Below are 25,975 nucleotides of genomic sequence, written 5' to 3' on the forward strand. Positions count from 1 at the left end.
CGCCTCCCCGACCAGGTCGGTTCGACTTACGTGGATCCTTTCGACCGCATCTGCCATGGACTAGGGATAGACGTCCCGCAACTACAGACTCGAAAGAAGCACCGTCCAGTTTAGCAGATAGGGAAAACGCCCGGAAGCGCGGCGCGCAGAATCGCACGACAAGAATCGCCGGAAGCATTCGAAAGGGCCCGCCCCTGCCCGCGGAGGGTCGCGAAAACGGGCGGGCCGGTGTTGGGGTCGCGCAGGGGGACCCTGTGAGCAGGATCGGCACCGCACGTGCCAGCCCGCGCAAGATCCGCACGGCCGACGGGCAAGATCCGCACGGCGGGTCGGCAAGGCGGGAACGGCTAAGGCGCAAGGCGGGGACGGTGCCCGCGCCAGGTTCGGGCAAGGTCCGGGCGGCTCGGCGACGGCGGGAATACGGTCGGCGTGCTAGGTTGCGGCGCTATGCTCGAAGCATGTCCCTCGCAGTCGACAGAACGCGCCTCTACGTCCGCGGCGCCGCCGAGGCCCTGGCGGAGACGCTGTGGCCCACGCGCTGCGCCGTGTGCGACGCGCCTGGCGAGGTGCTGTGCGACACCTGCCGGCGCGCCCTGCCCTATCTGGATTGGTGGCGTGCCTGCCCGGTGTGCGGGGCGCCGTTCGGACGGGTGCAGTGCAGCGAGTGCAACCCTGTGGTGCTCGGGCGCGCCGGGCGCGACGGGGTGCCCTACGACGGGTGCGCGAGCGCCGTCACGTTCGGCGAGGCGCCTGCGCGGATCGTGCGCACGTACAAGGACCAGGGAGAGCGCCGCCTGGCCGAGCCCCTGGCTCGGCTCATGGCGCGCGCCCGCCCTCCCTCTTGGCGGCCGGAGGCGGTGGCGTTCGTGCCGGCCACGTCCGCCGCCCGGCGCCGGCGCGGCTTCGACCACGCGGAGCTGCTGGCGCGAGGCCTGGCACAGCGGCTGGACCTGCCCGTGGCGGCCCCCCTCGCCCGCCCGCGCACCCGCGACCAGCGCGCGCTCTCGCGCCGGGCGCGCCTCGAGAACATGGCCGGCCGCTTCGAGGCCCTGCCCGGCGCCACCGTGCCGGGTCGCCTGCTGCTCGTGGACGACGTCTGCACCACCGGCGCCACCCTGTTCGACGCCACCGACGCCCTGCGCCGCGCCGGCGCCGCCCACGTCTGGTGCCTCACGTTCGCCCGGGTGTGGTAGGGGGCGCAATGCCATGGAGGGCCGGAGGGCTCGCAGGAAGCATATTGACCGGCGACGAGAGGAGCGGTATACTTATGCAATACAAAAGTAGGGCATGCGATACGAGGCCCCGCACCGCGGTTCATCGCCGCGTCCACGAGCGCCACCCCGAACTCGCGGACGACAACGTGCTGGCAGCGTGGGAGAACAGCATCGCGTCCACGCCGCGAACGCAGAAGGACCCGAACGAGTACGTTGCAGTCGGCTTCGACGGCAAAGGAAGGCTCGTCGAGGTGGTGGCGGTGCGCTCCGCCGCAGGCGATTGGCTGGCGTTCCACGCCATGACGCCGCCTTCGGCCAATACACTCGGGGAACTGGGCTTCGAGAGGAGGCACGATGGGCTTCGAAGCAGATAACGGCACCGTCCTGACCGACGAGATGCTCGACAAGAGGGCGGAAGAGTACGAGGACGGGACTTGGAGCGGGCACGGCGAGGTGGCCATGGGCCGACCGAGGCTCTACGACGAGGACATGGGCACCGTTTCCTTCCGCCTCCCCTGCTCCCGCATCCGTGCCGTGGAGGCCGCCGCGAAGCGGCAGGGCGAGAGCAAGTCGGACTTCTTCCGCAGGGCCATCGACCGGGAGCTGCTGGAAAGCAGGTAGGCCCTGCACGCGAGCGCATCGAAGCCCTCAGCGCACAAGGCCGTGTCCGGGCTATGAGCGCCCCAGACGCCGGCGCGCAAAAAAAAGCGAAAACGGCGGGCCAGGGCTCGCCGTTTTCGCATGCCAGACGTTGGCCGAAGCCGGATCAGCCGCCTGCTACATCGTGCGCTCGCGCTTGGAGTTGGCGGCGTCGGAGAACTCGGCCACATCCACGGAGATGCTGTGCTGGATGGGCTTCCACTTGCACTTCTTCACCAACGCGACGAGCGCGATGGGAATGTAGGTGAGCATGAAGAACGGGAACGTGAACATGTAGAGCACCTTCTTGCCCGTGGCGGCGTGGATGGAATCCCACTCCACGAACGTGGTGAGCACGCCGAACATGAACATGAACACCAAGTAGTTGAACAGGCAGAAGAAGATGGACGAGATGGACGAGGCGATCATGATGCCCGTGGACATCATGCCCGTGGCCGCCAGCGCGATGATGATGCCGTTGAACAGCACCGACACGATAGTGAGCAGCATGCCGGGCGCGATGGTCATGAGCATGTCGTAGCAGGCGAAGCGCGAGCCCTTGGGGTTGGCCACGACGCCCTTCGCCAGGCGGGCGCCGTAATGCCAGAACACCTGGTAGAAGCCCTTGGCCCAGCGGAAGCGCTGGTTCCACGAGTCGCGGAACGTGGTGGGCTGCTCGTCGTAGAGGATGGCCGTGGGCGTGTAGCTGATGCGCACGCCCTCCAGGATGCTGTTCGTGGAGAACTCGATGTCCTCGGTGAGCAGGTGCCACTTCCAACCGCCGGCACGCTCGATGATATCGGCCGCCACGAAGAAGCCCGTGCCCGACACGACGCAGCTCGTGTTGAGCGTGAGGCGCGCCTGCGACAGGAACTTCGCCTCGCGCAGGAACCACACCGCGTAGCCGGCGGAGATCCAGTTCGAGTCGTAGTTCTTGGAGTTGCGGTAGCTGGTGGAGGCCTTGGCGCCGTGGTCGAACGTGGCGTTCATCTCGCGGAAGTAGTTCACGTCCAGCACGTTGTCGGCATCGAACACGAAGTAGGCCTCGTAACCACGATCGGCGTACTGCTCGCGGATGACCTGGAAGCCGTAGTCGAGCGCGTAGCCCTTCCCCACCTCCTTGTCGTTGTGGCGGGGGAAGACGATGGCGCCGGCCTCGCGGGCCACGTCGGCCGTGTCGTCGGTGCAGTTGTCGGCGATGACGAACACGTCGATGAGCTCGGCGGGGTAGTTCTGCACCTTGATGGAGTGGATGAGGTCGCCGATGACGGCGCTCTCGTTGCGAGCCGAGATGACGGCGGCGAACCGGTGGTTCTTCTTCGCCACGAGCTTCTTGGGCTTGCGCGTGAGCACCACGAACACGTAGTAGAGCTGGTACGTATAGCAGATGCTGAACGTGAGAAACACGCAGAAGTTGAAGATGTCGACGAACGATATCTGCGAGAAGAATTGGTCTAGCACTCCGTTTGCTCCTTTTACGGGCCGTCCCTGCCTTGCCGGCGGCCGTCCTCTGCTCGCTCGCACGCAGGCCCAAGGGCTTCGGCGCCCCCTGCTGCTGCCTGGTGTGGTGATGGTACGTGTGCTGTCGTGCGAGTTCGCAAGCTCGGACGATTATAGCCACTTCGCAGCCGCCCGTCCCAACGGGGAGTCCGTTCGTTACCGATTCTTCCGTTTTTTGCGCGGTAAAAGCCAAGGATTCACAAACGTTGTGCATACGAACTCCACAAACGCCCCGGATCTCCCGCTCGTGAACGCGTGCGCGCTGGCGTACAATAGAGGGCGAACTGTGCCGTTTTCCATACCCAGGGAGGCTTTTCCATGCCCGAGAACCACGACATCAAAGACATCGCGCTGGCCGACGAGGGCCTTGCCCGCATCCTGTGGGCCGACCGCGACATGCCCGTGCTCGCGTCCATCCGCGAGCGCTTCGAGCGCGAGCGCCCCCTGGAGGGCGTGCGCATCGGCGCCTGCATGCACGTGACCACCGAGACGGCGAACCTCATGCGCGCGCTCACGGCCTCAGGCGCGCAGGTGGCGCTGTGCGCGAGCAACCCGCTGTCCACCCAGGACGACACGGCCGCCGCGCTCGTGCGCGACTTCGGCATCAGCGTGTTCGCCATCGCCGGCGAGGACGCCGACACCTACAACCGCCATATCGAGGCCGTCATCGCCACCGATCCGCAGATCATCATGGACGACGGCGCCGACCTCGACACCGCGCTGCACACCCGCTTCACCGACAAGCTGGCCGGCGTGGTTGGCGGCACCGAGGAGACCACGACGGGCGTCGTGCGCCTCATGTCCATGGCGGCCGAGGGAACGCTCGCCTACCCCGTGTTCAACATCAACGACGCCAACACGAAGCACTGCTTCGACAACCACTACGGCACCGGCCAGTCCACGCTCGACGGCATCATCCGCGCCACGAACCGCCTCATGTGCGGGCGCACCATCGTCATCTCTGGCTACGGCTACTGCGGCAGCGGCCTGGCCCTGCGCGCGAAGGGCATGGGCATGCGCGTGATCGTGTGCGAGGTGGACCCCTTGAAGGCGCTCGAGGCGCACATGGAGGGCTACGAGGTGATGCCCGCGGCCGAGGCGGCGCGCTTCGCCGACGTGTGGGTGACCGTCACCGGCAACTGCAAGGTGGTGGACGCGCCCGCCTTCGAGAACATGAAGGACGGCGCGATCATCTGCAACTCCGGCCACTTCGACTCCGAGATCAACCTCGTGTGGCTTGAGGAGCACGCCGTGAAGAAGGAGGAGCTGAAGCCGCTCGTGGAGGAGTACACGCTCGCGGACGGCCGCACGGTCATCGTGCTGGCGCAGGGGCGCCTCGTGAACCTGTCGTGCGCCGAGGGCCATCCGGCAAGCGTCATGGACATGAGCTTCGCGAACCAGGCGCTGGCCGCCGAGTACCTCTACCTCCACGCCGGCGAGCTGGAGAACAAGGTGTACGACGTGCCGGCCACCATCGACGACGGCGTGGCCCGCGTGAAGCTGGAGACGCTCGGCATCGCCATCGACACGCTCACCGAGGAGCAGATCGCCTACATGAGCAGCTGGAACTTCGAGACGCTGTAGCGCGTTTTCCGCAGAGAGCGACGAAGGGGGCGCGCCAATCGATCGGCGCGCCCCCTTTTCTCAACCTGCCTGCATGGCTCAGGCTAGTCCTTCCCCCAATCGGCCACGCGTTCTTTCGCGTAGGCCTCCAAGTCCTCGGTGCTCATCCGGCGCGTCTCGCCGCCGGAGCACAGCGCCTCGATGTTGGAGACGATCGAACCGGCCACCTTGTCCAGGGCGCCGACGCCCACGAGCTGGAGCATCTTCATCACCACGAAGTTCCCGCGAACGGTTTGCTCGACGGTCACCTCCGTGCCTGCGTCAACGGAAGCGAGCGAGATCGAGGTGGTGTCATTCTCGTGCTTGGCGGTAGAGTCCATCGTCACGTCCATGCGGCGGGCGGCCTCGTCGTAGGCGGCCGTGCAGCGCGTGCTGTGGCGCTCGTCGAGAGCCGTTGTCCACTCGGCGTCGGAAACGCGCTCGACGATCTCCTGGCCTCCCGCCACATCGAGATCGGCCGCATGCTTCAGCGCCTGCCATACCTCCTCGATGGAATACGGGATGATAACCTGGTACGTATGGGTCGATTCCAACATGAGAGCCACGTCCTTACTGGTCCTGCGCTTGCATGCGCGATTCAACGATGATTTCATGGTACAAGACATGGTGCTTGGGGAAACGGAGGGCAGCCGCTTCATGCTTAGGTTGAACCCCCCCTCTCGTCCGCAACGCTCGCGACAAGCGCGCCAGGCCTCTCTCTTCGAAGCCTTCTGTTGCAGGAAGCAGCCGGCACTGACGGCGGTTTCCTGCCGAGGACACGGTTTCTGGCAAGATATTTCGATAATGTACGAGTTTGAGTCGCTCTTTTTATATAAGTCGATAAGTAATCTTATAAAATACCAGTTCGGAATGATCAACTTTGAACTATCCTCGAATAGGACCATACATTATCGAAATATCTTGCCAGAAACCGGGCCTTGAGCGAGAAACGCCGGTGCAGGGGCTTCCGCAGCGGGGATGCTACCTGCGCTCGGCAGCTTTCTTCAGCTCTTCCCTGCGGGAGCGGAACTCGAGGACGGGCTTGTCGCCGCGCAGGAGGTTCTCGCCCATTTGGAGCTCGGTCTTCTTCGGGCGCTGCGTGAGCACCACTCTTCGGTCCTGGTGCAGGATCACGCCGTTCGCCACGTTGCCGGCGGCGCACACGAGGCCGCGCAGCACGGGCGCCTTGACCATGCGCTGGTAGAGGCGCAGGTAGATCTTCGTGCGCTCGTCGTCTACGGGTGCGAACGCCGCCATGACGCGCAGGTCGTCCGCGATGCGGTTCTGCCACAGGTTCGGCACGCGGTACTGAAGGCTGTTCAGCTCCCACCAGTTCTCTATCTCGTCGGCTGTCTGGGGCGTCTGGCCGCAGTCGGGCTCGTTCTTCACGTAGAACGTGAGCGTCTCGTCGTCCCACTCCGTCACCGGGCCGTTCACGAGCGTCTTGTGGCCGCGCCCGATGGTGTTCGGATGCACGAACGGCAGGTGGATCACGTCGAGCTGGTTCTCGATGGCGCGCGAGTAGTGCACGTCCCACACCTCATAGCGCTCCGCGTAGGGGAAATCGCCGCGGAACTCCTCGAACATCGGCAGGTCGTCGGGCGCGTCGGCGGGCTTGCCGTAGAACACCCAGATGAAGCCGAACGCGTCCACCGCGAGCCAGGGTCGCACGCGGAAGTTCTCGGGCACCTCCGCCTCGAGGCCGTTCGCGGGGATGGCCACCACGCGCCCGTCGGCGGCGTAGCGCAGGCCGTGGAAGGGGCAGTGCACATGCCCGCCCTCCACGCGCCCCGCCGCGAGGTCGGCGCCGCGGTGGCAGCACGTGCCGTCGAGGCAGGCCACGTTGTCCTCCTCGTCGCGCCAGAACACCAGGCGCCGCCCGAAGCGCACGGCGCCCACGGGGCGCCCGCGCCTCACCTCGGAGGATGACAGAACGGCATACCACTGGTTCGGGATCATGGGGGCCTCGCTTCCTGCGGCGCGAGGCAGCTGCCGCGGCCGCAAACCGGATCGACTCCCCCCATTGTCCTGCGCGCATGCACCCCCGGGCAACCAACGGCTTTTGCACCGCCGGTCAACGCACCGGCAACGCGGCGGCGTTATCGAAAGCGGTGCGGGCGAGCCTTTGCCAATCCCCGGGCACTTGGAGCCGGAGCGGGTGACCGCGAGCGAGGCCGCCCTTCGAGGGAGGTCACCGGGCAGGACGGTCGCGGGGCCGGGCGATCGCGGAGGAGGACACAAGGCAGAACGGAAAGATGGTATGATCGACGCCACCGAGGGAAAGGCGGATGACATGAGGATACTGGGTATAGGGGTGCCGGAGCTGCTAATCTTTGTCGTCTACCCACTGATAATCGCGCTGTTCGTAGCCATCGGATACCTAGTGGTGAAAAAGGCGGTCAAGAAGGCCATCATCGAGGCCCATGACGAGATCGAGACGCGCGGCAAGCAAGGGTAGGCGTCCGAACGGACGCGGCGGTTCGGGCGCCGCGGACGCCCTGCGGCGGATGCTGCGGACCGAAGGCCGAAAGCGCCCCGCAAGGGCCGCCGGCTTCCGGACTGCGCCGTCAGTCGGCGATGACCACGCCGAGGCGCTGGGCGATGCCGGCGGCCTGGTAGAGGTCCATGCGGCAGCCCTTGAGCTCGCCCATGGCGTCGGAGAGCACGATATCGGCCAGCTGGCAGGTCGTGAAGTCGATGCCGGCAAGCGAGGTGCGGAAGAAGCTCGTGCCCGTGAAGCGCACGTCGTCGAAGACGGTGCGCGCAAGTCGCGCCTCGGACAGGTCGGCGTGCGAGAAATCGTCAGCACGCGCGAGCACGTCGGTCAGCCTGGCCTTCGCGAGCGACGCATAGGACAGCGTGGAGTCGCTCAGCTCGGTGCGGGCAAGCACGGCCTCGGTGAAGTTCGCTCCCGTGAACTTGCACGAGGAGAACGTGCAGCGCGTGAAGTTCGCCTCGGAGAAATCGCTGTTGGAGAAATCGCAGCCGGAGAACGCCACGTCGGCGAACGAGGCACGGGAGAAGTCGCAGGCCGTGTAGCGACAGCCCTCGACGCGCGACTCGGACAGCTCGAGCAGCGAGAAGTCGGCGCGCACGGCTGCATCGCCCGCGACGAGCACGTGCGCAACGAGCGGGTCGCCGTCCATCTCGCGCTCGATCCACGCAGCGAGCGCGTCCACCGCCGCCAGCTCGCCGGGCACGGCCGGGTTGGCGGGATGGGGTTTCGGGGAGTTCTTCATGGGGCAGCCTCTTTCTGTCCCCATCATTCTACCTGAAAAGGAGGGCGAACCGGGAGCGCAGGAGGTACGCCCCGCTACCGCGGCGCGATGGCGTCCGACGGGCACACCTCGCGGCAGCGGCCGCAGTGGAGGCACGCCTGCTGCTCGATGAAGGCGCGGCCGTCGGGCCGCGGCGCGATGCAGCCCTGTGGACAAGCCGCGAAGCAGGCACCGCAGCCGGTGCAGGCGTCCGAAACCGTGAAGCCCTCGCGCGCGACGGGGCCGCCGCCCAGCGCGAACGGTGCGCGGAAGAGGGGGTGGCGGCCCAGGTCGAAGAACTCTCCCTGGCCCCGCTCCAGGTAGAACGCCTCCAGCACGTAACGCGAATCGCCGGGGTAGAGCTCCTCCATGGAGGGGTTGAGCTCGAACACGCGGTCCACGAGACGGCGCTGCTCGACCGGATCGTCGGGGTGCTCCACCGGGCCGCGCAGCCGGCACGTGCGGTAGTCGGGCGACTGTCCTACGATCGCCACATAGCGCGTGCGCATGACCTGTCCATAGAACGCCTTGCCGCGCGCGGCCACGAAATAAAGCCGACCGCCCTCCACCATCATGACGTCGATGACGCGCACGGCGGGCAGGCCGTCCTCGTCGACGGTGGCGAAGGCCACGTCGCGCACCTCGCGTAGGAACCGAAGGCAGGAATCTGCGTCTACCGTCATTGCTCCCCCTTTCCCGCCGCGCTCGCGATCAGCGGCCACAGCTCGGCGATGTCGCCTTGCAGGCCCACGCCCGGCACGCCCTCGGGCAGGCGGGCGTCGTCGTAGTTCAGGCGCACGAGCGGGGTGTTCGTCGCGCGGGCCAGCGCCTCGAACGGGAAGCGGACGATGCCCGGCGTGTTCCACCCCACGCCCAGCTCCAGCAGCACGGCGGGCTCGCGCTCCATGCCCTCGACGAAGCGGCGGTAGCGCTCCTGGGAGGCATGCCATTCGGCGTTCTCTACGAAGTGCCCGTCCACGCGCAGGTGCACGGCCATCGGGCCGCCGCACACGGGGCACGCGGGCACGAGCTCGGAGGGCACGAGGCAGTCCTCGGTGCGCGCGAGCATCCGGGCCACGAGCTCGCGGTTCGGGTAGCGCGCTCCCGGGCGAACGCGTGCAGCGCGCGGTACAGCGGCAGCGCATCGGGCTCGTGGCGGTTGACCCAGACGTGGCGCGCCCAGTAGCCCCAGCGCGCCTCCTCGGACGGGAACGGGTAGAAGCCCGCCGAGTACATGTCGGTCATGCCGTACTTCTCGATGAAGGGGGCGAAGTTCCGCGCGAAACGCTCGCCGCCGTAGGAGAGCCCCGCCGCCGCAGACAGGCCGGCGCCGGCGCCGATGAGCACGCGGCGCGCGCCTTGGAGCAGCTCGGCGGCGCGCGCCGCGTCCCCGCCGCTAGCCGAGCAGGTCATGGTAGATCGCCTCGTCCTCGTCGCCGAACACGTTGAACACCACCTTGAGGCCGCTGGGCGCGCCGGGCGTCGCCGGGGAACCGCCAGGGCCGGAAGCGCTCGCCGAGCCTGCCGCTTCCGAACCGCCTGCTACGTCGCGCGCCGCCCCGCCCTCGGCGCCACGGGTGCTGCCGGGGGCATCGGCGCCCACCCCGGCCCGCCGATCGAGCCAGGCGCGCACCGTGCCCACGGCTATCTCGGCAGCCTCCCTTTGCGGGAAGCCGAACGCGCCGGTGGACACGCAGCAGAAGGCGACCGTGCGGCACCCGCGCGCCGCAGCGGCCTCGAGGCAGCTCTCGTAGCACGAGGCCAGCTCGCGCCGGTGCCGTTCGGTGGGCGCGCCGTCCGCGATGGGGCCCACCGTGTGCAGCACCCAGTGGGCAGGCAGGTTGTATGCGTCCGTGACCTGCGCGCGGCCGGTGGGCTCCGCATGTCCTTGCCGCTCCATGAGCTCCGCGCACGCCAGGCGCAGCTGCACGCCGGCGAACGTGTGGATGGCGTTGTCGATGCAGTGGTGTCCCGGCACCCAGCAGCCCAGGAGCGCGCTGTTCGCCGCGTTGACGATGGCGTCCGCCTCGAGCGTGGTTATGTCCCCGCGCCACACGGAAAGCCGCGCGTCGGCCGGCGTCGGCGGCAGCTCGGCGGCGCGCGCGATGCCCGCCTGCGCGATGAGGCCGCGCAGCAACCGGTCCTGCACCGCCAGGAACCGCCCGTCCGCCGGGCGCGGCTCGCGCGTGTTGACGAGCGCCCGGAACTCGGCGAACGCCTCGTCGAAGGGCCGCCCCTCGGCAGGTGCCTGCGCGAGGCCCCGCTCTTCCAGCAGGTACCGCACCAGGTACGCCACGTCCTCGTCCCGCCCGCGCGCGCCGCCCGCCGCGCGCGCTTCGCTCACCTGCACCATGGAAGCTCCTTTCGTCCATCTCGAGTATGCGCCTTTCCGCGCCGCCCCGCAACGGCCGCGCACCCGCCAGACGCGCCGCGAGGCCCGTCGTCACGCGAAGAAGAACCCGGCCGTCATGTCGAGGTAGTTCGCACCACCGTAGGAGGGGAAGCGCGCATCTACCGCAGCCTTGAAACCCTCGGCGGTGGTGCTGGCGGCCGCAAGGCGCTTGAGCTCTTCCAGGTACGCGATCTTCGTGCGGGCGTCTTTCAGGTCTTCCGGTGTGTAGTGGCTGGTCAGGATGAGGTCGATGCCCGCCTCGACAAGACCTTGCAGCTGCGCGATCTGCGCGTCGGCATGCGCAGGGCCGGCTACGATGGAGTGGCAGTCGTGTCCCAGCATGTGCAGGTACGCCGCGCCCAGCTCGGGCAGCTCCAGGTCGAAGGCATCGGCGTTGCGCACGAGGCGCATGCAAACGCCCGCCAGCTCAAGCTCGTCCCCCTCCACCAGGTTCGTCACCTGGGCGACCGAGGCGTCGAAGGCCTCGCCGAACGCCGCAGCGAACCCGTCGACCAGCGCCTTGCCGCCGCCCTCGTGACCGTAGGCTTCGGCCTCCCCCGTGGAGTAGACGGGCGTGCCGGGCATGAAGCTGCCGCCGGCCATATGGTAGGCGGCAACGATACCCTCGACGGCAATGTCCTGCCCGCGCACGTACGCTTCCAGCTCGGCGATATTGTCGCGGAAGCAAGGCAGCTCGATGACGAAACCGCGGCCGCCCCTCTCCACGACGAACACCTCGTCGGCCAGCGGATCGTTCGTCTGGTAGGCATGGAGCCGCGCCGCGCCCAAGTCGTACACGCGCACGGCGCCCTTGCCGAGCTCGATGGCCTCGAAGTCGTTCTTCTTCATGATCTGTTCCTTTCCCCGGATGAACTTTACAGTTCGTTTTTTTGACATAGGTTACTTTAGTATCGTGTATACTAGCCCACAAGTACGATCTTTTCGGATACCCGGTATCTCGAAAGGAAGCACCCCGCCGCGGGAACGACGGGGAGGAACCGCAAGGAGGAGCCATGACCCAGGACCTGTTCGGCATATGTCCCTACGTCACCGCGCAACGCGTGCTGCGGGGCAAGTGGTCCATCGTCATCCTGCACCATCTGGAGGGCGGGCCGGTGCGCTTCAACGAGCTGCAGCGGCGCCTTCCCGAGATGACGCACGCCACGCTGGCGAAGCAGCTGCGCTCGCTGGAGGAGTACGGCGTGATCACGCGCACGGAGTACCCGCAGGTGCCGCCCAAGGTGGAGTACGCGCTGAGCCCGCTTGGCGAGGAGTTCCGCCCGGTGCTGGCGCAGTTCGAGGCCTGGGGGCTACGCTGCATCGAGCACTTGGGCAAGGACCGCGGGTAACCATGCAGCAACGGCGCATGCCTTGCCGGGCACTGGCGGAGGGATCGGCTACGCTCCCCTGACCATCAGGCGCGACGCTGCTGCCGCATGGTAGAATCCCCGAAATGGCAAGCCCGGGCGCGCCCCGAGCCGCCCGGACGAGCCGCCCGGCCGGAGCCGCTGCGAAGCGGCCTCCCGCGGCCGGCGGCATAAGGAGGTCGCCGTGCAGCATTCCCTGCTCCTCTCCACCGGCGAGTTCGCCCAGATGTGCAACGTCAGCCGTGAGCTTCTGGTGCACTATGACAAGATCGGCCTGCTCAAGCCCAAGGAAGTACGGGGCAACGGCTACCGCTACTACTCGCTCAAACAGCTGTACCTGTTCGATGTCGTGCGCTTCTTCATGGATGCGGGCATGTCCACCAAGGAGATCAAGGAGTACCTGGACAACCACACGACCCAGCTGTTCCTGGACAGCATCCAGGCGAGCATCGACCGCATGGGGCAGCAGCGCGACATCCTGGACGCCCGCATCGGCATGATGGAGAAGATGCGCTACCTCACCCAGCGCGCCGTGACGTTCCCCAAAGAGCAGCCGCGGCTGTCGTACTGGGACGAGACCTGGTTCCTCACGACCGAGGTGCGCCGCGAGCGCTCCCAACAGGCCTATGCGCAGGCGGTGAGCGAGCACTCGGACTTCTGCCGCAACGGGGCGGGCATGGCCACGTTCCCCTTGGGGCGCGTCATCGACATCCCCAATCCGGACGACCCCTCCGAGTTCTACTACACGAAGCTCGTCACCTGGATATCGCCGCCCCGCGATGCCGCGCACCTCGAGGGCCGCGTCGAATGCAAGCCGAAGGGCAACTACGCGGTCGTGCTGCACCAGGGCGGCACGAGCACGGTGGCGCGCTCGTACGAGAAGCTGCTGGCCTACGTGGAGCGCGAGGGCTTCCGGATGCGGGGGCCGCTGTACGAGCTGGACATGAACTCGTACCTGATGTCGGCCTCGGCCGACGACTACCTGCTGCACATCTCGGTGCTCGTGGATGTGGAGGACGCCGCCGAAAGGGGCGGCGGGGAGTAGGAGCGGCGGGCGCCCCCGAAGAGGCACGGGGCCCCCGTGGGCGCGCGCCGGCCGGCACGGGAAGGCCGGGCGCCCTCGCACCCGGCCGACAGGAGGAGGGGCCCGCGCACGGGCCCCTCCTCCTTCGCGGAAAACGTCAGGCGCTCAGGCGCTTCGTCTCCTCTATCAGGTTGTACACCACCGAGGGTTCGGACAGCGTGGAGATGTCGCAGAGGTCCTCGGTCTCCTGCGCGGCTATCTTGCGCAGGATGCGGCGCATGATCTTGCCGCTGCGGGTCTTCGGCAGGGCGGCCGTGAAGTGGATGTGGTCGGGTGTGGCGATGGGGCCGATGCCCTCGCGCACATGCCGTACCAGCTGGGAGCGCAGATCGTCGCTCAAGACCGTGCCCTCCTTCACCGTGACGTAGGCGTAGATGCCCTCGCCCTTCACGGGATGCGGGCAGCCCACGACCGCCGCCTCGGCCACCTGCGGGTACGACACGAGCGCGCTCTCGACCTCGGCCGTGCCGATGCGGTGCCCCGACACGTTGATGACGTCGTCGATGCGGCCGGTGATCCAGAGGTAGCCGTCCTCGTCGCGGTAGGCACCGTCGCCGGTGAGATAGCGGCCGGGGTGCGGGAAGTACACGTCCTTGAACGCGGTCTCGTTCTGGAACACGCCCAGCATCATGCCCGGCCAGGGACGCGTGAGCACGAGGCTTCCGGGCTCGTTCGGCGCGGCCTCGCTCCCGTCGGGGCGCACGACGCGCGGAGCCACGCCGAAGAACGGCAGGGCCGCCGACCCCGGCTTCATGTCCACCGCGCCCGGCAGCGACGTGATCATGACGCCGCCCGTTTCCGTCTGCCACCACGTGTCGGCAATGGGGCAGCGGCCCCGCCCGACGGCAGAGTAGTACCACAGCCACGCCTTCGACGTGATGGGCTCGCCCACCGACCCCAAAAGGCGCAGGCTGCTGATGTCATGGCCGTTCACCCACCGCTCGCCCTCCTTCATCATGGAGCGGATGGCCGTGGGGGCCGTGTAGAGGATGTTCACGCCGAACTTCTCCACGACCTCCCAGAAGCGGTCGGGCTTCGGGTAGCTGGGCACGCCCTCGAACATGAGCGACGTGGCGCCGTTGGCGAGCGGCCCGTACACGAGGTACGAGTGCCCCGTGATCCACCCCGCATCGGCCGTGCACCAGTAGATGTCCGTCTCCTTCAGGTCGAACACGTACTTCATGGTGAGCGAGGCGTACAGCAGGTAGCCGCCGGTACCGTGCACGATGCCCTTCGGCTTGGCCGTGCTGCCGCTGGTGTAGAGCACGAACAGCGGCTCGTTCGCCTCCATGCGCGCGGGCTCGCAGGAGGGCGCGGCGCCGGCCATGAGGTCGTCCCACCACAGGTCGCGCTCGGCGGCCATCTCGGTGCGCTTCTCGATGCGGCGCACGACGACGCAGCTCCTCACCTGGGGGCACTGGTCGACCGCTTTGTCGCAGAGATCCTTGAGGTGCAATCTTGCCCGAACGGTAGCCGTAGTTGGCCGTGACCACCACGCGGGCGCCGGAGTCGAGGATGCGGTCGCGCAGCGCGTCGGCGGACAGGCCGCTGAACACGACGCAGTGCACGGCGCCGATGCGGGCGCAGGCGAGCATCGCGATGGCCAGCTGGGGGATCATGGGAAGGTAGAGCACCACGCGGTCGCCCTTCCCCACGCCCAGGTCCTTGAGCACGTTGGCGGCCTTGCACACCTCGCGGTGCAGGCGCTGGTAGGTGTACACCTCCACCTCTTCGGAGGGCTCGCCCTGCCAGATGAGGGCGGCCTTGTTGCGCCGCGGTCCCTCCAGGTGCCGGTCGAGGCAGTTGGAGGAGGCGTTGAGCTCGGCGCCGCGGAAGTAGCGGACGAACGGGCGGGAGGACTCGAAGTCGTACTCCTCCACCGCGTCCCACGGGCGATACCAGTCCAGCGTCTCGCGGGCCATCTGGCCCCAGAACGCCTCGGGCTCGTCGATCGAGCGGCGGTACAGCTCGTCGTAGTCTTGGCGGCTCTTCACGAGGGCCTTGTAGCTGAACTCGGGGGACGGCTCGATCATGCTCTCGTCTTTGAGCATCTGCCTGATGAAGGCGGCGCGGGTGTTCTGCTCCATGAGGGGATCCCTTCTACTCGTCTAGGTTGGGGTGCGGAAAGCGCGGATCGTCGCGGCGCGGGCGCGCCTAGGCGACGTTGTTCTCGCGGGAGAGGTCGACGTACACCACGTTGTGGGCGACGACGGGCTGGTACATGGCCTTGAGGTGCAGAGCGCCGGGACTGCAGGCGCGCAGGTTCCGTCCCAGATCGGGGCGGGTGTGGATGAGGTGCGCGAACGCGTCCTCGAGCAGCACGGTCTCGTGCAGGCCCTGGCATTCGTGCAGGGCGAGGCAGAGCGCGTCCACCGTGCCCTCGTCGCAGCGGCCGCACCAGTCGAAGTCGGCGATGTCCATGAGCACGACGGCGAAGGCGATGAGCTCTTTGTCGCGCAGGCACGGCACAAGGCGCTCGAGGTCGGTGCGGGCGAGGGGACGCCCGTCCATGAGCTCGTCGAGCCGCAGCAGGGCGTTCCTCCGCAGGTAGGCGGGCGCATCGCTGGCGGCGAGGGTCACGAGCGGCACCGGGTCGGCGAGCCGGGACACGGCCGCGATCTTGGCGGCGCGGCTGGCGTTCGCATCGAAGATGCGGGCCAACGGGTCGAGCCTGCGGGAGCCGGACAGGGCCGGGCGGCGCGCCTCGGCGTGCGCGGTCTGGACCAAAAGGGCGCTCAAAGCGGTGCGGGGACGGTTGGAGACGGTACTCGTTGCGGGCTTCGTCGTATCGGTTGCTTTCTTCTTCGCGTTCATGGCGTGCCTCCTTCGCGGTCAGCTCATGCGTCGTTCCTTCATCATCGTCGGGGGGGGTGTCTCGTCGTCGATCGGTCTTTGCGAGCTCTGCAGGGGGCGGCCGGTGCTCGGGGATCGCAGGGTGCTCCGGCACCGGCCGCCGTGGGCCCATCATGGGGGTTGCAACGATTACAAGGTCAAGAAACCGGCGGCGCGCCGCCCCTCGGCCGGTTCGATTTCGACCGCGAGCGGGTTTTCGAAGGGGAATGGCGCCGCCGATGCCGGCACGGCGACAGCCCGCAGGGGGTGACGCAGGACAGGGCGCAGAGGGGCGCAGGATTCTTCGGCGGAGGCAGGCGGCGCGTGCCGGCGGGCCGTGGGCGCCTCGGGTCAGGCGCGCGGGCGGCGGCCCGGGCGCTCGAGCGCCGCGAGGCTTCGTTCGAGCAGCGCGCGGCCGACGGGGCCGCCGTGGGCGCAGAGGAACGTTTCCGCACCGGTGCCGAGCAGGACGCGCCATGCGTCCCCCACTTGCTCCGGACGGTCGGCGAACGGCGGGAAGACGGACCTGCCGCGATGGATGAGCGCGTCTCCTACGAGGGCCGCCTCGCCGTCCACCACGATGCTTGCGGAGCACTCCGTGTGGCCGGGCGTGGCGACCACCCCCAGATGCGGCCCGAAGACGCCCTCGCCGAGCGGCAGGGGACGCACGTCGGGAACAGGCTCGAACGTCTCGCAGACGTGCAGGCGGCGCTGCACCGCCATCACGGCCGCGCCGAGCGGCGTGGCCCCGGCGGGCAGGACGCAGCGGCCGGCCCGCACCTGGCCGACCTCGCCGGCCGGGGCGTAGACAGGGCAGCCGAACCGCCGGCTCCAGGCGGCCGCGTTGCCGGCGTGGTCGCCGTGGGCGTGCGTGAGCAGGATGGCGTCGAGCGCCTTGAAGCCGAGCCTTTCAAGCTGCGCCTCGATCGCCGCGCGCTCGCCGGGCACGGCCGTGTCTATCAGGTAGCGTCGGCCGTCTCCCGTCTCCACCGCATAGCAGGCGCTGCGCACCACGCCGACGCGCACGATGCGGGAGCCTTGGGAGGTTTGCCAAGAGAGATTCTTCATGCCGCGCAGCATAGCAGCGCCGCCGCACGCTGCAGACGGGAACGGACGGAAGGGAACGACGCGTGCCCGAGCCGTTGCCGTCCGGCGGCCCGCGTCACGAGCCAGCCAGGTCGGCGAGCGTGACGCCGTCCACGTAGCGTTCGATGACGTCGTCGAGGCCGGCCCAGAAACGCACCGTGGTGCACTCGTTCGCGCGGGGGCAGGCCATGCCGTCCTCCAGGTCGAGGCATGCCACGGGCGCCGTCGTCCCCTCCACCGCGCGCAGCACGTCGCCGGCGCGCACGGCGGAGGCCTCGCGGGCCAGCGCGTACCCGCCGCCCTTGCCGCGCACGCTGCGCAGCAGGCCCGCCTGCACGAGCGGGCGCGCCAGCTGCTCGAGGTACTTGAGGGAGATGTCCTCGCGCTCCGACACCTCACGCAGGGCCACCTTGCCCTCCGCGCCGGCGCGCGCCACGCACACCATGAGCCGGAGCGCATAGCGTCCCTTCGTCGATACGAGCATCCTTCCGTCCTTTCCCCGCCGCTTTTCGTAAATTCTATCAAACAAGTAGGATTATGTCTTGACATTCCGCGTGTTCCTCGTATCTTAATCCTAGCAAACTTATAGGATTATTGAAAGGCACGCGAACATGGCATCCCAGACGAGCACGCCCCTCCTCTCCCTCCGCGGGCTTTCGGCCTCGGCGGACGAGACCCCCATCCTGCACGACATCGACCTCGACGTGGGCGCAGCCGAGACCCACGCCATCATGGGCCCGAACGGCGCGGGCAAGTCCACGCTCGGCCACGTCGTCATGGGCGACGGCGCCTACACGATCGACGGCGGTTCCATCGAGTTCGACGGCCAGGACATCACCGAGCTCTCCCCCGACAAGCGCTCGCGCGCAGGGCTCTTCCTCAGCTTCCAGGCACCGGTGGAAATCCCCGGCGTGCCGCTGTCCAGCTTCCTGCGCGCCACGGTGGCGGGCCGCGAGGGCGCCGGCGAGCTCAAGGGCAAGCAGTTCCGCAAGCACGTGCGCGCGCTGGCCGACGAGCTGGACATGGATCCGGCCTACCTCGACCGCGAGCTGGGCGTGGGCTTCTCGGGCGGCGAGAAGAAGAAGCTCGAGATGCTGCAGCTGCTGCTGCTCGAGCCGAAGCTGGCCATCCTCGACGAGACGGACTCGGGCCTCGACGTGGACGCGCTCGGCGTGGTGTCGCGCGGCATCGACGCGTACCGCCGCACGACGGGCGGCGCGCTGGTGGTGATCACCCACAACACGCGCATCCTCGAGCACCTCGACGTCGACCGCGTGCACGTCATGGTGCGCGGGCGCATCGTGGCCGAAGGCGACGCGTCGCTCATCGACCGCATCGACGAAGAGGGCTTCGAGCAGTTCGAGCAGATCGAGCGCTAGGAGGTCCGCATGCCAGCAGAAAACCGCACCTACGTAGAAGACGTCGACCGCACGCTGTACGACGTGCATGACGCGACCGACCCCGCGCGCTACCTCGACGCAGGGCTCACGCCCGACATCGTCCGCGAGATCTCGGCGAAGAAGGACGAGCCGGCCTGGATGCTCGACTTCCGCCTGAAGGCGCTCGACACGTACCAGCGCATGCTGCCGCCCGACTGGGGCCCCGGCCTCGAGGGCCTCGACATGGACCACATCGTGACGTACGTGAAGCCGAACGCCGAACAGGCGAGCGACTGGGACAGCCTGCCCGACGACGTGAAGAACACGTTCGACCGCCTGGGCATCCCCGAGGCCGAGCGCGCCTACCTGGCCGGCGTCGGCGCGCAGTACGACTCGGAGCTCGTGTACCACAGCATGCAGAAGACGGCATCGGATATGGGCATCGTTTACTCGGGCATCGAAGAAGCCTTGCGCGATCCCGAGTGGGAGCCGCTCATCCGTGAGAAGTTCATGACGCTCGTTCCGCCCGACGACCACAAGTTCGCCGCGCTGCACGGCGCGGTGTGGAGCGGCGGCTCGTTCGTCTACGTGCCGAAGGGCGTCAAGCTCGACTTCCCGCTGCAAAGCTACTTCCGCCTGAACGCGAAGGGCGCTGGGCAGTTCGAGCACACGCTGATCATCGTGGAGGACGACGCCAGCCTGCACTTCATCGAGGGGTGCTCGGCGCCGAAGTACAACGTGGCGAACCTGCACGCCGGCGCGGTGGAGCTGTTCGTGGGCAAGCGCGCTTCCTTGCGCTATTCCACGATCGAGAACTGGTCCAAGAACATGTACAACCTCAATACGAAGCGCGCCCGCGTGGAGGAAGGCGGCGCCGTCGAGTGGATCAGCGGGTCGTTCGGCAGCCACGTGGGCTATCTCTACCCCATGTCCATCCTGGCCGGCAGGCAGGCCGCGTCCAGCTTCACGGGCATCACGTTCGCGGGTGCGGGGCAGAACCTCGACACCGGCTGCAAAGTGGTGCTGGCCGCGCCCGACACGTCGGCCACCGTGGAGACGAAGTCCATCTCGAAGGGCGGCGGCACGTCCACGTTCCGCTCGTCCATCGTGGCCACCGAGCGCGCGTCGGGCTCGGCCGCAAGCGTGTCGTGCCAGTCGCTCATGCTGGACGACCTCAGCCGTTCGGACACCATCCCCGCCATGGACATCCGTTGCAAGCACGTGGACATCGGCCACGAGGCCACCATCGGGCGCATCGGCGACGACAAGGTGTTCTACCTGATGAGCCGGGGCGTGTCCGAAGAGGAGGCGCGCACGATGATCGTGAACGGATTTGCCGACCCGGTGTCGAAGGAGCTTCCGCTCGAGTACGCCGTGGAAATGAACAACCTGATCAAGCTTGAAATGGAAGGGGCCATCGGATAATGGGAACCCTCATGATAGAACACGCGAACGCGATGCCCGCCCCCACGTGGCACCGGTTGGGAGTGAACGACGTCGATATCGAGCTGCCGGACGACCTTGCATTCGCGCGCCAGGTGGAAGTGCAGTGCGCCGAAGGGCTGCTGGGAGATGAAGGGGCGTTCGACGCCGCGCTCCTCTCCATGGCCGATTCCTTTCCCGTGGCCGCCACCCCCTCTGCGGCCGCTGGCGATCTCGGGGAGCAACCTGCCATGCGCGCGGCCGATCACCTTCCTATGGCCGCGCAGGGGCTTCGGGATCAACCTGTCGCATGCGCGGCCGACCAGGGGCTCTCCCCCGTTGAACCCGCGAGCGTCCCGACATCGGCTGCGCACCAGGTTGACGACCCGGCGAGTCTCTCTGCAGCCATGGAGTCGGGGGGCTCGGCTGCGCACCAGGTTGACGACCCGGCAGCTCCCCCTGCAGCCATGGAGGATGGGACGACAGCCATGGAGGGAGAGGCTGCAGCATTGGAGGAGCCCGCCCTCTCCTTCTACCAGCAGCAGGCCCTCGAGGCCCGCTACCTCGCCCCCGCCGACGTGTTCGCTTCCGGGATGGGAGACGAGGCGCGGGAGTACCTCGAGTTCGCGGCAGGCGAGCCCATCGTGCTGGCCACGCGCCCCGGCGAGCGCACGTGCGCCACGGTGCGCGTCGAGGGCGTCGACGGCGCGGTCAACGCGGCCGCCATCGACGTCGTGGCCGCCCCGGGCTCGTCGCTGTCGCTGGCCATCGCGCTCGACTCGCCCGCCCCGGGCGCGGGGGTCGTGGGCACGCGGCTGCGCGTGTTCGCCGGCGCCGACGCGCGCGTGGACATCGTGAGCACGCAGACGCTCGACGACAGCTGGACCGCGCTCGACGATGCGGGCATCGTGCTCGACGAGCGCGCCCGCGTGCAGCTGCGCCAGACGGTGCTGGGAGCGGGCCGCTCCTACACCGGGCTCGACGCCGATGTGCGCGGCGACGACGCGCGCCTCGACATCGATACCCGCTACCTGGGGCACGCCGCCCAACAGCGCGACTTCAACTACGTCGCCCACCAGCGCGGGCGCCGCACCGTGTGCAACCTCGACGCGAACGGCGTGCTGGCGGGCGAATCGGAGAAGACGCTGCGCGGCACCATCGAGCTCGTGCACGGCTGCAAAGGCTCCATCGGCTCCGAGCAGGAGACGGTGCTCTTGGCCGACGAGCGCGTGGCGAACCGCACCGTGCCCGTCATCCTCTGCGACGAAGACGACGTGGCCGGCAACCATGGCGCCACCATCGGGCACGTGGCGCCGAAGCAGCTGTTCTATCTGGCCAGTCGCGGCATATCGCCCGACGACGCCGAGCGCCTGTTCATCGCCGCCGCGTTCGAAGAAGCCGCCATCGGCGCGCCCGACGAGCGCACCCGCGCCGCCGTCGCACGCCTCGCGGCCGCACGCGGCATCGCACTTGAGGAGGCCGTCGCATGAGCAACCCGATCGACATCGCCGCCAACCCCTACAAGCAGGACTTCCCCCTGCTCGCCGCGAACCCCGACCTCGCCTTCCTCGACAGCGCGGCGACGGCGCAGCGCCCCGCCGTGGCCCTCGACGCGCAGCGCGCGTTCTACGAGGACATGAACGCGAACGCCCTGCGCGGCCTGTACCGCCTGTCGGTCGAGGCCACCGAGTCCATCGAGGCGGCGCGCGCCCATATCGCGCGCTTCATCGGCGCGGCGGACCCGCGCGAGATCGTGTTCACCCGCAACGCGAGCGAGGCGCTCAACCTCGTGGCGCACGCCTTCGCCCCTGCCGTGCTCGAGCCGGGCGACGAGGTGTGCATCACCATCATGGAGCACCACTCGAACCTCATCCCCTGGCAACAGGCGTGCCGCGCGGCGGGCGCACGGCTCGTGTACCTGTACCCCGATGAGCACGGCACGATCTCGGAGGCGGAGATGGACGCGAAGATCGGCCCGCGCACGAAGATCGTCGCGGCCGCCCAGGTGTCGAACGTGCTCGGCATCGAGAACCCCATCAGCGCCATGGCCGAGCGCGTGCATGCGCACGGCGGCTACCTGGTGGTGGACGGCGCGCAATCGGTGCCGCACCTGCCGGTCGACGTGCGGAAACTCGGCGCCGACTTCTTCGCGTTCTCGGCCCACAAAGCGCTCGGCCCCTTCGGCATCGGCGTGCTGTGGGGCTCGCTCGACCTGCTCGAGGCCATGCCGCCCTTCCTCACGGGCGGCGAGATGATCTCGTCGGTTACCGAGACCGACGCCGTGTGGGCGCCCGTGCCCGAGAAGTTCGAGGCCGGCACGCAGGACGCCGCCGGCATCGTGGCCGCCTCGGCCGCGCTCGGCTACCTCGAGGGCATCGGCTGGGATGCGTTGCAGGCGCGCGAGCAGGCGCTCGTGCGCGCCGCGATGGAGCGCATGGCGGCGCTGCCGTATCTCGAGATCATCGGGCATCCCGACCCCGCGCAGCACCACGGCGCCATCAGCTTCAACGTGCGCGGCATCCATCCTCACGACGTGGCGAGCATCCTCGACGAGCAGAACGTGGCCATCCGCGCAGGCCATCACTGCGCGCAGCCGCTGCTCGCGTGGCTCGGGGTGGAGTCGTGCTGCCGGGCGTCGCTCGCGTTCTACAACGACGAGAGCGACATCGACGCGCTCGTCAACGGCTTGGACAGCGTCTGGAGGACCTTCAATGGCTAGCATCTACACCGCGGCGCTCATGGAGCACAACGCGCACCCCGACTACAAGTACGAGATGGACGAGCCCACCTGCACGCACGACGGCGTGAACCCCAGCTGCGGCGACGAGCTGACGCTCGCGCTGCGCCTCAACGGCGACGTCATCGAGGAGGCCGCCTTCACCGGCCACGGCTGCGCCGTGAGCCAAGCCGCCGCCGACATGATGGCCGACCTCGTCACCGGCGAGACGGTCGACGAAGCGCGTCGCCTGAGCAGCCTCTACCTCGACATGATCAAGGGCCGCCCGCTCACCGACGAGGAACGCGCCGACCTCGACGAGGCCGCCGAGCTGGCATCCATCGCCCGCATGCCCGCGCGCGTCAAGTGCGCCGAGCTCGCCTGGCGCACGCTGGAGAAGCTGCTGGAGCGGGAGACGGCAGCAGGACGCGAGGCGCGGTGACGCCAAAACTGGGGCCTTCTGCCAGAAAACGGCCGGTTTGGCAATCGAAAAACAGCTTGAACGACGCGACGCGAGAAGCCAGGCCGCGTTTCCCCAGCTCACTTTTTCGGCAAACGTAGCGGTCTTGCAGGAGGTTTGCCAAACCGCTCGTTTTTTGACACGGGCGCCCGAATTCCGCAGCAAAGCCCGCAGAGCCGGAGACGCAGGCTGTCATTCGCCAGCCTTAAACGAGCTCGTCCCGCTTAGGTGCGGCAAGGCGCTCCCACGCCTTCCACAAGCCGAAGCCGATCAAGCCGCCGGCGACGTTGAGGATGACGTCGTCCACGTCCACGACGCGGTACAGGTAACCTGCCACGGCGAGCCCCGCAACGAGCTGCGCGAGCTCGATGGCCGCCGAGCAGGCTGCGAGCACGAGCGTTGCGGCGGGCAGTCGGCGCAGACGGTCGGACAGCAACGGGAGCATGAGCCCCAGCGGCACGAACATGAGCACGTTTCCGCCCACGATGACGGTCGCGATGGACCACCACCAGCCGGTTTGGGCCGCATCGGCCACCGTGCGCGCGATGCCGGCGAAAGGCACGAGGTTGTACGAGATCCCCCAAGCAGGCGCATAGCCCATCCCGCCCTCGACCGGCAGCGGGAACAGCGTCACCGCCGCCACCGCACCCACGTAGGCGGTGAGCGCCAGGTAAAGGCACGTCCGTCTCGCCTCTGTTCGGCGCACAAGGCACCCAACCAAAACCGCCACGAGCGCAACGCCTGTCGGCACGACCATGAATCCCCGCTCCAGCATCGCCGCGCCCGCCTTTCGCCGCGCCCGCTTACGTCAAGCTCCATTATACCGACGGCAGCACCCCTACATCACCTGATGCCGGCGGAAGGCGCGGGCGGCCAGCGGCGCGCAGACGACCAGCACAAGCGCGTAGGCGACCGCGAGCAGTCCCACCAGGTCGATCACCAGCGGCCCCACGGGATACGACACGAGCGCGTTGTAGAGCACCTGGTCGTTCAGGGCGTTGATGGGGAACAGGTACAGCACGTGCTGCAGCGCGCCGCTGCCGCCGGAGGGGATCATTCCGGTGAGGAAGATGAGCGCGGCGCACGCGGCGAAGATGGCCAGCTGGGAGCGCAGCTTCGACGAAAGCAGCAGCGTGAGGCCTGCGAGCCCGAGCGTCATGAGGTAGCCGAGCCCAACCGCCGTCCACGTGGCCTCGGCCATCGTGAGGTTGTAGGGGATGCCGAGCCCGAGCACCTGCACCGGCAAGTCCCCGCCCTCGGCGCCGAAGAACGCGAGCGCCACACCCATGATGACGGCCGTCGCCAGCGCGAAATACGCCGTGGCGAACAGCAGCGATGCGACGATCTTCGCCGCCACCAGCTTCGAGCGGCCGTAGCGCGCAGCCAGCAGCACGGCGTCGGTGCGGTCCTGGTACTCGCCGGCGAACACGGGCGTGAGCACCACGCACACGGCCACCATCGCGAACGCGAGGAAGCCGATGCACGCCATCACGTCGGCCCAGCCTCCGGCGTAGCCGTACGCCAGCGGCTCGCCCACGCCGGCTTGCTTGTCCGTCCAGTACGCGCGCTCGGCGTCCGAGAACGTCCAGGTGCCGCCCATGCCGTCGTCGAGCGCGCGCTGCAGCATGGCGGCCACGGCCCCGTAGAAGCCCGCAACGTCCTCGTCGCCCAGCTGCGCCGCCACCTGGTACTGCTCCAACCCGCCGGTGATCCACGGCGAGAGCAGGTAGGAGAAGTACGTGTCGTAGATGGCGCGGAACTCGTCCTCGCTGTACGCCTCGTTCATGAGCGTGTACGCGGCCTCGGCGTTGAGGCCCTCCACCTGGGCCGGGTCGACCTTCGAGAACGCGAGCGCCTTGTACGCGGCCACCTCCTCCTGCACGCGCTCCACCGTGAGCACGCCCTCGTGCGCCTCGGCGCGCGCCTTCTGCTGGGCGATAGCCGCGGTGCCGCCCACGATCTCGCCCGCGTCCGACCGCGTCTTGGTCTGCACCACGTTGAGCGCCATGATCACGCAGAGCAGCGCGAGGACGCCCACGGCGACCACCTGCGACGTGCGCCGCGCGAGCAGCTTCTTGAGCTCGAACCTCACCAGATCAAGCATGACGGCCTCCTTGGGATGCGGGCGCAGCGGGCGCTTCGGGCTCCACTGCGTCGCGGAACACGTACAGGTACAGGTCCTCGAGCGTGGGCTCGAGCGGGTGCGCGCCGGGTGCCGGGCGCTCGTCGGCCACCACGCGCACGACTGCGTGGCCGTCGGCGGCGTAGTGGACGTTGCTCACGCAGCTCGCGGCCGCAAGCTGGTCGGCCTGCCGCGCGTCCACGTGGCACTCCCACACCTTCCCCGCCACGGTGGCCACCACCTCGGTCGGCGCGCCGCGCATGACGAACGCGCCCGCGCGCATGACCAGTATCTCGTCGGCGATGTACTCCACGTCCGACACGATGTGCGTGGACAGGATGACTATCTTGTCCTGCGCGAAGCTGGCGATGAGGTTGCGGAACCGCACGCGCTCCTTCGGATCGAGGCCGGCCGTGGGCTCGTCGAGCACGAGGACGGCCGGGTCGTTCAGCACCGCCTGCGCGATGCCGAGGCGCTGCTTCATGCCGCCGGAGAACGTGCGGATCTTGCGGCCCGCCACGTCGGCGAGCCCCACCGTCTCCAGCAGCTCGAGCGAGCGGCACCGCGCCGCGCGGCGGTTGATGCCCTTGAGCGCGGCCAGGTAGCACATGAAGTCGAGCGCCGTGAAGTCGGGGTAGTAGCCGAAGTCCTGCGGCAGGTAGCCTAACCGCGCGCGGTACCCGTCGCCGAGCGCGCGCACGTCCCGGCCGTCGAAGCGGATCTCGCCGGAAGTGGGGCGCAGCACGTCGCACACCATGCGCATGAGGGTGGTCTTGCCCGCGCCGTTCGCGCCCAGAAGGCCGTACACGCCGGGCTCGAGGGTCGCCGACACGCGGTCGACCGCGATCTTCGACCCGAACTGCTTGCTCAGCCGGTCAATGGTCAGCTCCATGAGAGTTTGCT

Annotated in this window: 28 protein-coding genes and 1 pseudogene; 12 read left to right on the forward strand and 17 right to left on the reverse strand. The window is 68.3% G+C overall.

Features of this window, described 5'->3' with window-relative positions; genetic code table 11:
* Positions 1–458: 458 nt before the first annotated feature.
* From C1877_RS15870 to C1877_RS03395, 3 genes are read left to right on the forward strand one after another with little or no spacing between them, the layout of a single operon-like run.
* Positions 459–1,193, forward strand: coding sequence for a ComF family protein (locus C1877_RS15870; RefSeq protein ID WP_114568375.1), 735 nt, complete (start codon positions 459–461; stop codon positions 1,191–1,193).
* A 44-nt stretch (positions 1,194–1,237) separates the two neighbouring features.
* Positions 1,238–1,588: a hypothetical protein gene (locus C1877_RS03390; protein ID WP_197533106.1), complete on the forward strand. Its 351-nt coding sequence runs from the start codon at positions 1,238–1,240 to the stop codon at positions 1,586–1,588.
* Complete coding sequence (locus tag C1877_RS03395; protein WP_015540233.1) at positions 1,569–1,835, forward strand: ribbon-helix-helix protein, CopG family; 267 nt, start codon at positions 1,569–1,571, stop codon at positions 1,833–1,835. Before C1877_RS03390 ends, C1877_RS03395 begins: the two co-directional genes overlap by 20 nt.
* A 156-nt stretch (positions 1,836–1,991) precedes the next feature.
* Here C1877_RS03395 and C1877_RS03400 read toward each other — a convergent pair whose 3' ends face one another.
* Positions 1,992–3,314 carry a glycosyltransferase family 2 protein gene (locus C1877_RS03400; RefSeq protein WP_041239678.1) on the reverse strand — a complete coding sequence of 441 codons (1,323 nt, stop codon included), beginning with the start codon at positions 3,312–3,314 and terminating at the stop codon, positions 1,992–1,994.
* Between the two features lie 357 nt (positions 3,315–3,671).
* On the opposite strand from C1877_RS03400, the gene ahcY reads away from it, so the two are divergent.
* Entirely contained in the window at positions 3,672–4,937 is a 1,266-nt protein-coding gene (ahcY, locus tag C1877_RS03405) for an adenosylhomocysteinase (protein ID WP_015540234.1), read from the forward strand.
* Positions 4,938–5,020: 83 nt separating this feature from the next.
* Here the strand turns inward: ahcY and C1877_RS03410 are convergent, their stop codons facing one another.
* Both C1877_RS03410 and C1877_RS03415 read right to left on the reverse strand, forming a co-directional pair.
* Positions 5,021–5,512, reverse strand: coding sequence for a hypothetical protein (locus C1877_RS03410; protein WP_015540235.1), 492 nt, complete (start codon positions 5,510–5,512; stop codon positions 5,021–5,023).
* 424 nt (positions 5,513–5,936) lie between these two features.
* Positions 5,937–6,914 carry an aromatic ring-hydroxylating oxygenase subunit alpha gene (locus C1877_RS03415; protein ID WP_114568376.1) on the reverse strand — a complete coding sequence of 326 codons (978 nt, stop codon included), beginning with the start codon at positions 6,912–6,914 and terminating at the stop codon, positions 5,937–5,939.
* A gap of 301 nt (positions 6,915–7,215) precedes the next feature.
* Here C1877_RS03415 and C1877_RS03420 point away from each other — a divergent pair, with 301 nt between their 5' ends.
* Positions 7,216–7,413 (forward strand): hypothetical protein, encoded by a 198-nt coding sequence (locus C1877_RS03420; RefSeq protein WP_015540237.1) that lies wholly within the window; start codon positions 7,216–7,218, stop codon positions 7,411–7,413.
* Between the two features lie 109 nt (positions 7,414–7,522).
* Here C1877_RS03420 and C1877_RS03425 read toward each other — a convergent pair whose 3' ends face one another.
* The 6 genes from C1877_RS03425 to C1877_RS03450 all read right to left on the reverse strand — a co-directional run bounded on the left by C1877_RS03425 (position 7,523) and on the right by C1877_RS03450 (position 11,453).
* Complete coding sequence (locus C1877_RS03425) at positions 7,523–8,194, reverse strand: pentapeptide repeat-containing protein (RefSeq protein WP_015540238.1); 672 nt, start codon at positions 8,192–8,194, stop codon at positions 7,523–7,525.
* A gap of 74 nt (positions 8,195–8,268) precedes the next feature.
* Positions 8,269–8,895: a 4Fe-4S binding protein gene (locus tag C1877_RS03430; protein ID WP_015540239.1), complete on the reverse strand. Its 627-nt coding sequence runs from the start codon at positions 8,893–8,895 to the stop codon at positions 8,269–8,271.
* Positions 8,892–9,209 carry a hypothetical protein gene (locus C1877_RS03435; RefSeq protein WP_114568377.1) on the reverse strand — a complete coding sequence of 106 codons (318 nt, stop codon included), beginning with the start codon at positions 9,207–9,209 and terminating at the stop codon, positions 8,892–8,894. The genes C1877_RS03430 and C1877_RS03435 overlap by 4 nt, the downstream gene beginning before the upstream one ends.
* A complete protein-coding gene (locus tag C1877_RS03440) occupies positions 9,173–9,625 on the reverse strand; it encodes a hypothetical protein (protein ID WP_114568378.1) in 453 nt (150 codons plus the stop codon). The genes C1877_RS03435 and C1877_RS03440 overlap by 37 nt, the downstream gene beginning before the upstream one ends.
* The gene (locus tag C1877_RS03445) at positions 9,609–10,565 is read right to left on the reverse strand and encodes a protein-ADP-ribose hydrolase (protein ID WP_114568379.1); all 957 of its coding nucleotides are present in this window, start codon (positions 10,563–10,565) and stop codon (positions 9,609–9,611) included. The genes C1877_RS03440 and C1877_RS03445 overlap by 17 nt, the downstream gene beginning before the upstream one ends.
* Positions 10,566–10,655: 90 nt before the next feature.
* Complete coding sequence (locus tag C1877_RS03450; protein ID WP_114568380.1) at positions 10,656–11,453, reverse strand: hypothetical protein; 798 nt, start codon at positions 11,451–11,453, stop codon at positions 10,656–10,658.
* A 164-nt stretch (positions 11,454–11,617) separates the two neighbouring features.
* On the opposite strand from C1877_RS03450, the gene C1877_RS03455 reads away from it, so the two are divergent.
* Together C1877_RS03455 and C1877_RS03460 are read left to right on the forward strand one after the other, a co-directional pair.
* Positions 11,618–11,953: a winged helix-turn-helix transcriptional regulator gene (locus C1877_RS03455; protein ID WP_114568381.1), complete on the forward strand. Its 336-nt coding sequence runs from the start codon at positions 11,618–11,620 to the stop codon at positions 11,951–11,953.
* A 202-nt stretch (positions 11,954–12,155) separates the two neighbouring features.
* Positions 12,156–13,016 (forward strand): MerR family transcriptional regulator, encoded by an 861-nt coding sequence (locus C1877_RS03460; RefSeq protein WP_227154987.1) that lies wholly within the window; start codon positions 12,156–12,158, stop codon positions 13,014–13,016.
* 136 nt (positions 13,017–13,152) lie between these two features.
* On the opposite strand, the gene C1877_RS03465 is transcribed toward C1877_RS03460, so the two are convergent.
* The 5 genes and pseudogenes from C1877_RS03465 to C1877_RS03480 all read right to left on the reverse strand — a co-directional run bounded on the left by C1877_RS03465 (position 13,153) and on the right by C1877_RS03480 (position 17,457).
* Positions 13,153–14,463, reverse strand: a complete 1,311-nt coding sequence (locus C1877_RS03465; RefSeq protein WP_261798088.1) for an acetate--CoA ligase — start codon at positions 14,461–14,463, stop codon at positions 13,153–13,155.
* Between the two features lie 118 nt (positions 14,464–14,581).
* Positions 14,582–15,142: pseudogene (locus C1877_RS15875) on the reverse strand (AMP-binding protein); the annotation flags it as partial.
* Positions 15,143–15,209: 67 nt separating this feature from the next.
* A complete protein-coding gene (locus C1877_RS03470) occupies positions 15,210–15,869 on the reverse strand; it encodes a hypothetical protein (RefSeq protein WP_015540242.1) in 660 nt (219 codons plus the stop codon).
* A 369-nt stretch (positions 15,870–16,238) separates the two neighbouring features.
* Positions 16,239–16,955 carry an MBL fold metallo-hydrolase gene (locus tag C1877_RS03475; RefSeq protein ID WP_173014879.1) on the reverse strand — a complete coding sequence of 239 codons (717 nt, stop codon included), beginning with the start codon at positions 16,953–16,955 and terminating at the stop codon, positions 16,239–16,241.
* A 94-nt stretch (positions 16,956–17,049) separates the two neighbouring features.
* Complete coding sequence (locus C1877_RS03480) at positions 17,050–17,457, reverse strand: RrF2 family transcriptional regulator (protein ID WP_114568383.1); 408 nt, start codon at positions 17,455–17,457, stop codon at positions 17,050–17,052.
* Between the two features lie 127 nt (positions 17,458–17,584).
* Between C1877_RS03480 and sufC the strand changes: the two genes are divergently transcribed.
* From sufC to sufU, 5 genes are read left to right on the forward strand one after another with little or no spacing between them, the layout of a single operon-like run.
* Positions 17,585–18,352 (forward strand): Fe-S cluster assembly ATPase SufC, encoded by a 768-nt coding sequence (gene sufC, locus C1877_RS03485; RefSeq protein ID WP_015540243.1) that lies wholly within the window; start codon positions 17,585–17,587, stop codon positions 18,350–18,352.
* Between the two features lie 9 nt (positions 18,353–18,361).
* Positions 18,362–19,777, forward strand: coding sequence for a Fe-S cluster assembly protein SufB (gene sufB / locus C1877_RS03490; protein ID WP_015540244.1), 1,416 nt, complete (start codon positions 18,362–18,364; stop codon positions 19,775–19,777).
* Positions 19,777–21,264, forward strand: coding sequence for a SufB/SufD family protein (locus C1877_RS03495; protein WP_114568384.1), 1,488 nt, complete (start codon positions 19,777–19,779; stop codon positions 21,262–21,264). The genes sufB and C1877_RS03495 overlap by 1 nt, the downstream gene beginning before the upstream one ends.
* Entirely contained in the window at positions 21,261–22,493 is a 1,233-nt protein-coding gene (locus tag C1877_RS03500; RefSeq protein ID WP_015540245.1) for an aminotransferase class V-fold PLP-dependent enzyme, read from the forward strand. Before C1877_RS03495 ends, C1877_RS03500 begins: the two co-directional genes overlap by 4 nt.
* Positions 22,486–22,932: a Fe-S cluster assembly sulfur transfer protein SufU gene (gene sufU / locus C1877_RS03505; protein ID WP_015540246.1), complete on the forward strand. Its 447-nt coding sequence runs from the start codon at positions 22,486–22,488 to the stop codon at positions 22,930–22,932. Before C1877_RS03500 ends, sufU begins: the two co-directional genes overlap by 8 nt.
* 223 nt (positions 22,933–23,155) lie before the next feature.
* Here the strand turns inward: sufU and C1877_RS03510 are convergent, their stop codons facing one another.
* The 3 genes from C1877_RS03510 to C1877_RS03520 form a co-directional block, all read right to left on the reverse strand.
* On the reverse strand, positions 23,156–23,725 hold the full coding sequence (locus C1877_RS03510) for a VanZ family protein (protein ID WP_015540247.1): 570 nt from the start codon (positions 23,723–23,725) through the stop codon (positions 23,156–23,158).
* Positions 23,726–23,788: 63 nt separating this feature from the next.
* The gene (locus C1877_RS03515) at positions 23,789–25,054 is read right to left on the reverse strand and encodes an ABC transporter permease subunit (RefSeq protein ID WP_015540248.1); all 1,266 of its coding nucleotides are present in this window, start codon (positions 25,052–25,054) and stop codon (positions 23,789–23,791) included.
* A complete protein-coding gene (locus C1877_RS03520) occupies positions 25,047–25,964 on the reverse strand; it encodes an ABC transporter ATP-binding protein (RefSeq protein WP_114568385.1) in 918 nt (305 codons plus the stop codon). The genes C1877_RS03515 and C1877_RS03520 overlap by 8 nt, the downstream gene beginning before the upstream one ends.
* Between the last annotated feature and the right edge of the window lie 11 nt (positions 25,965–25,975).

The organism is Gordonibacter pamelaeae (assembly GCF_003340385.1).
GTDB classification, from domain to species: Bacteria; Actinomycetota; Coriobacteriia; order Coriobacteriales; family Eggerthellaceae; genus Gordonibacter; species Gordonibacter pamelaeae.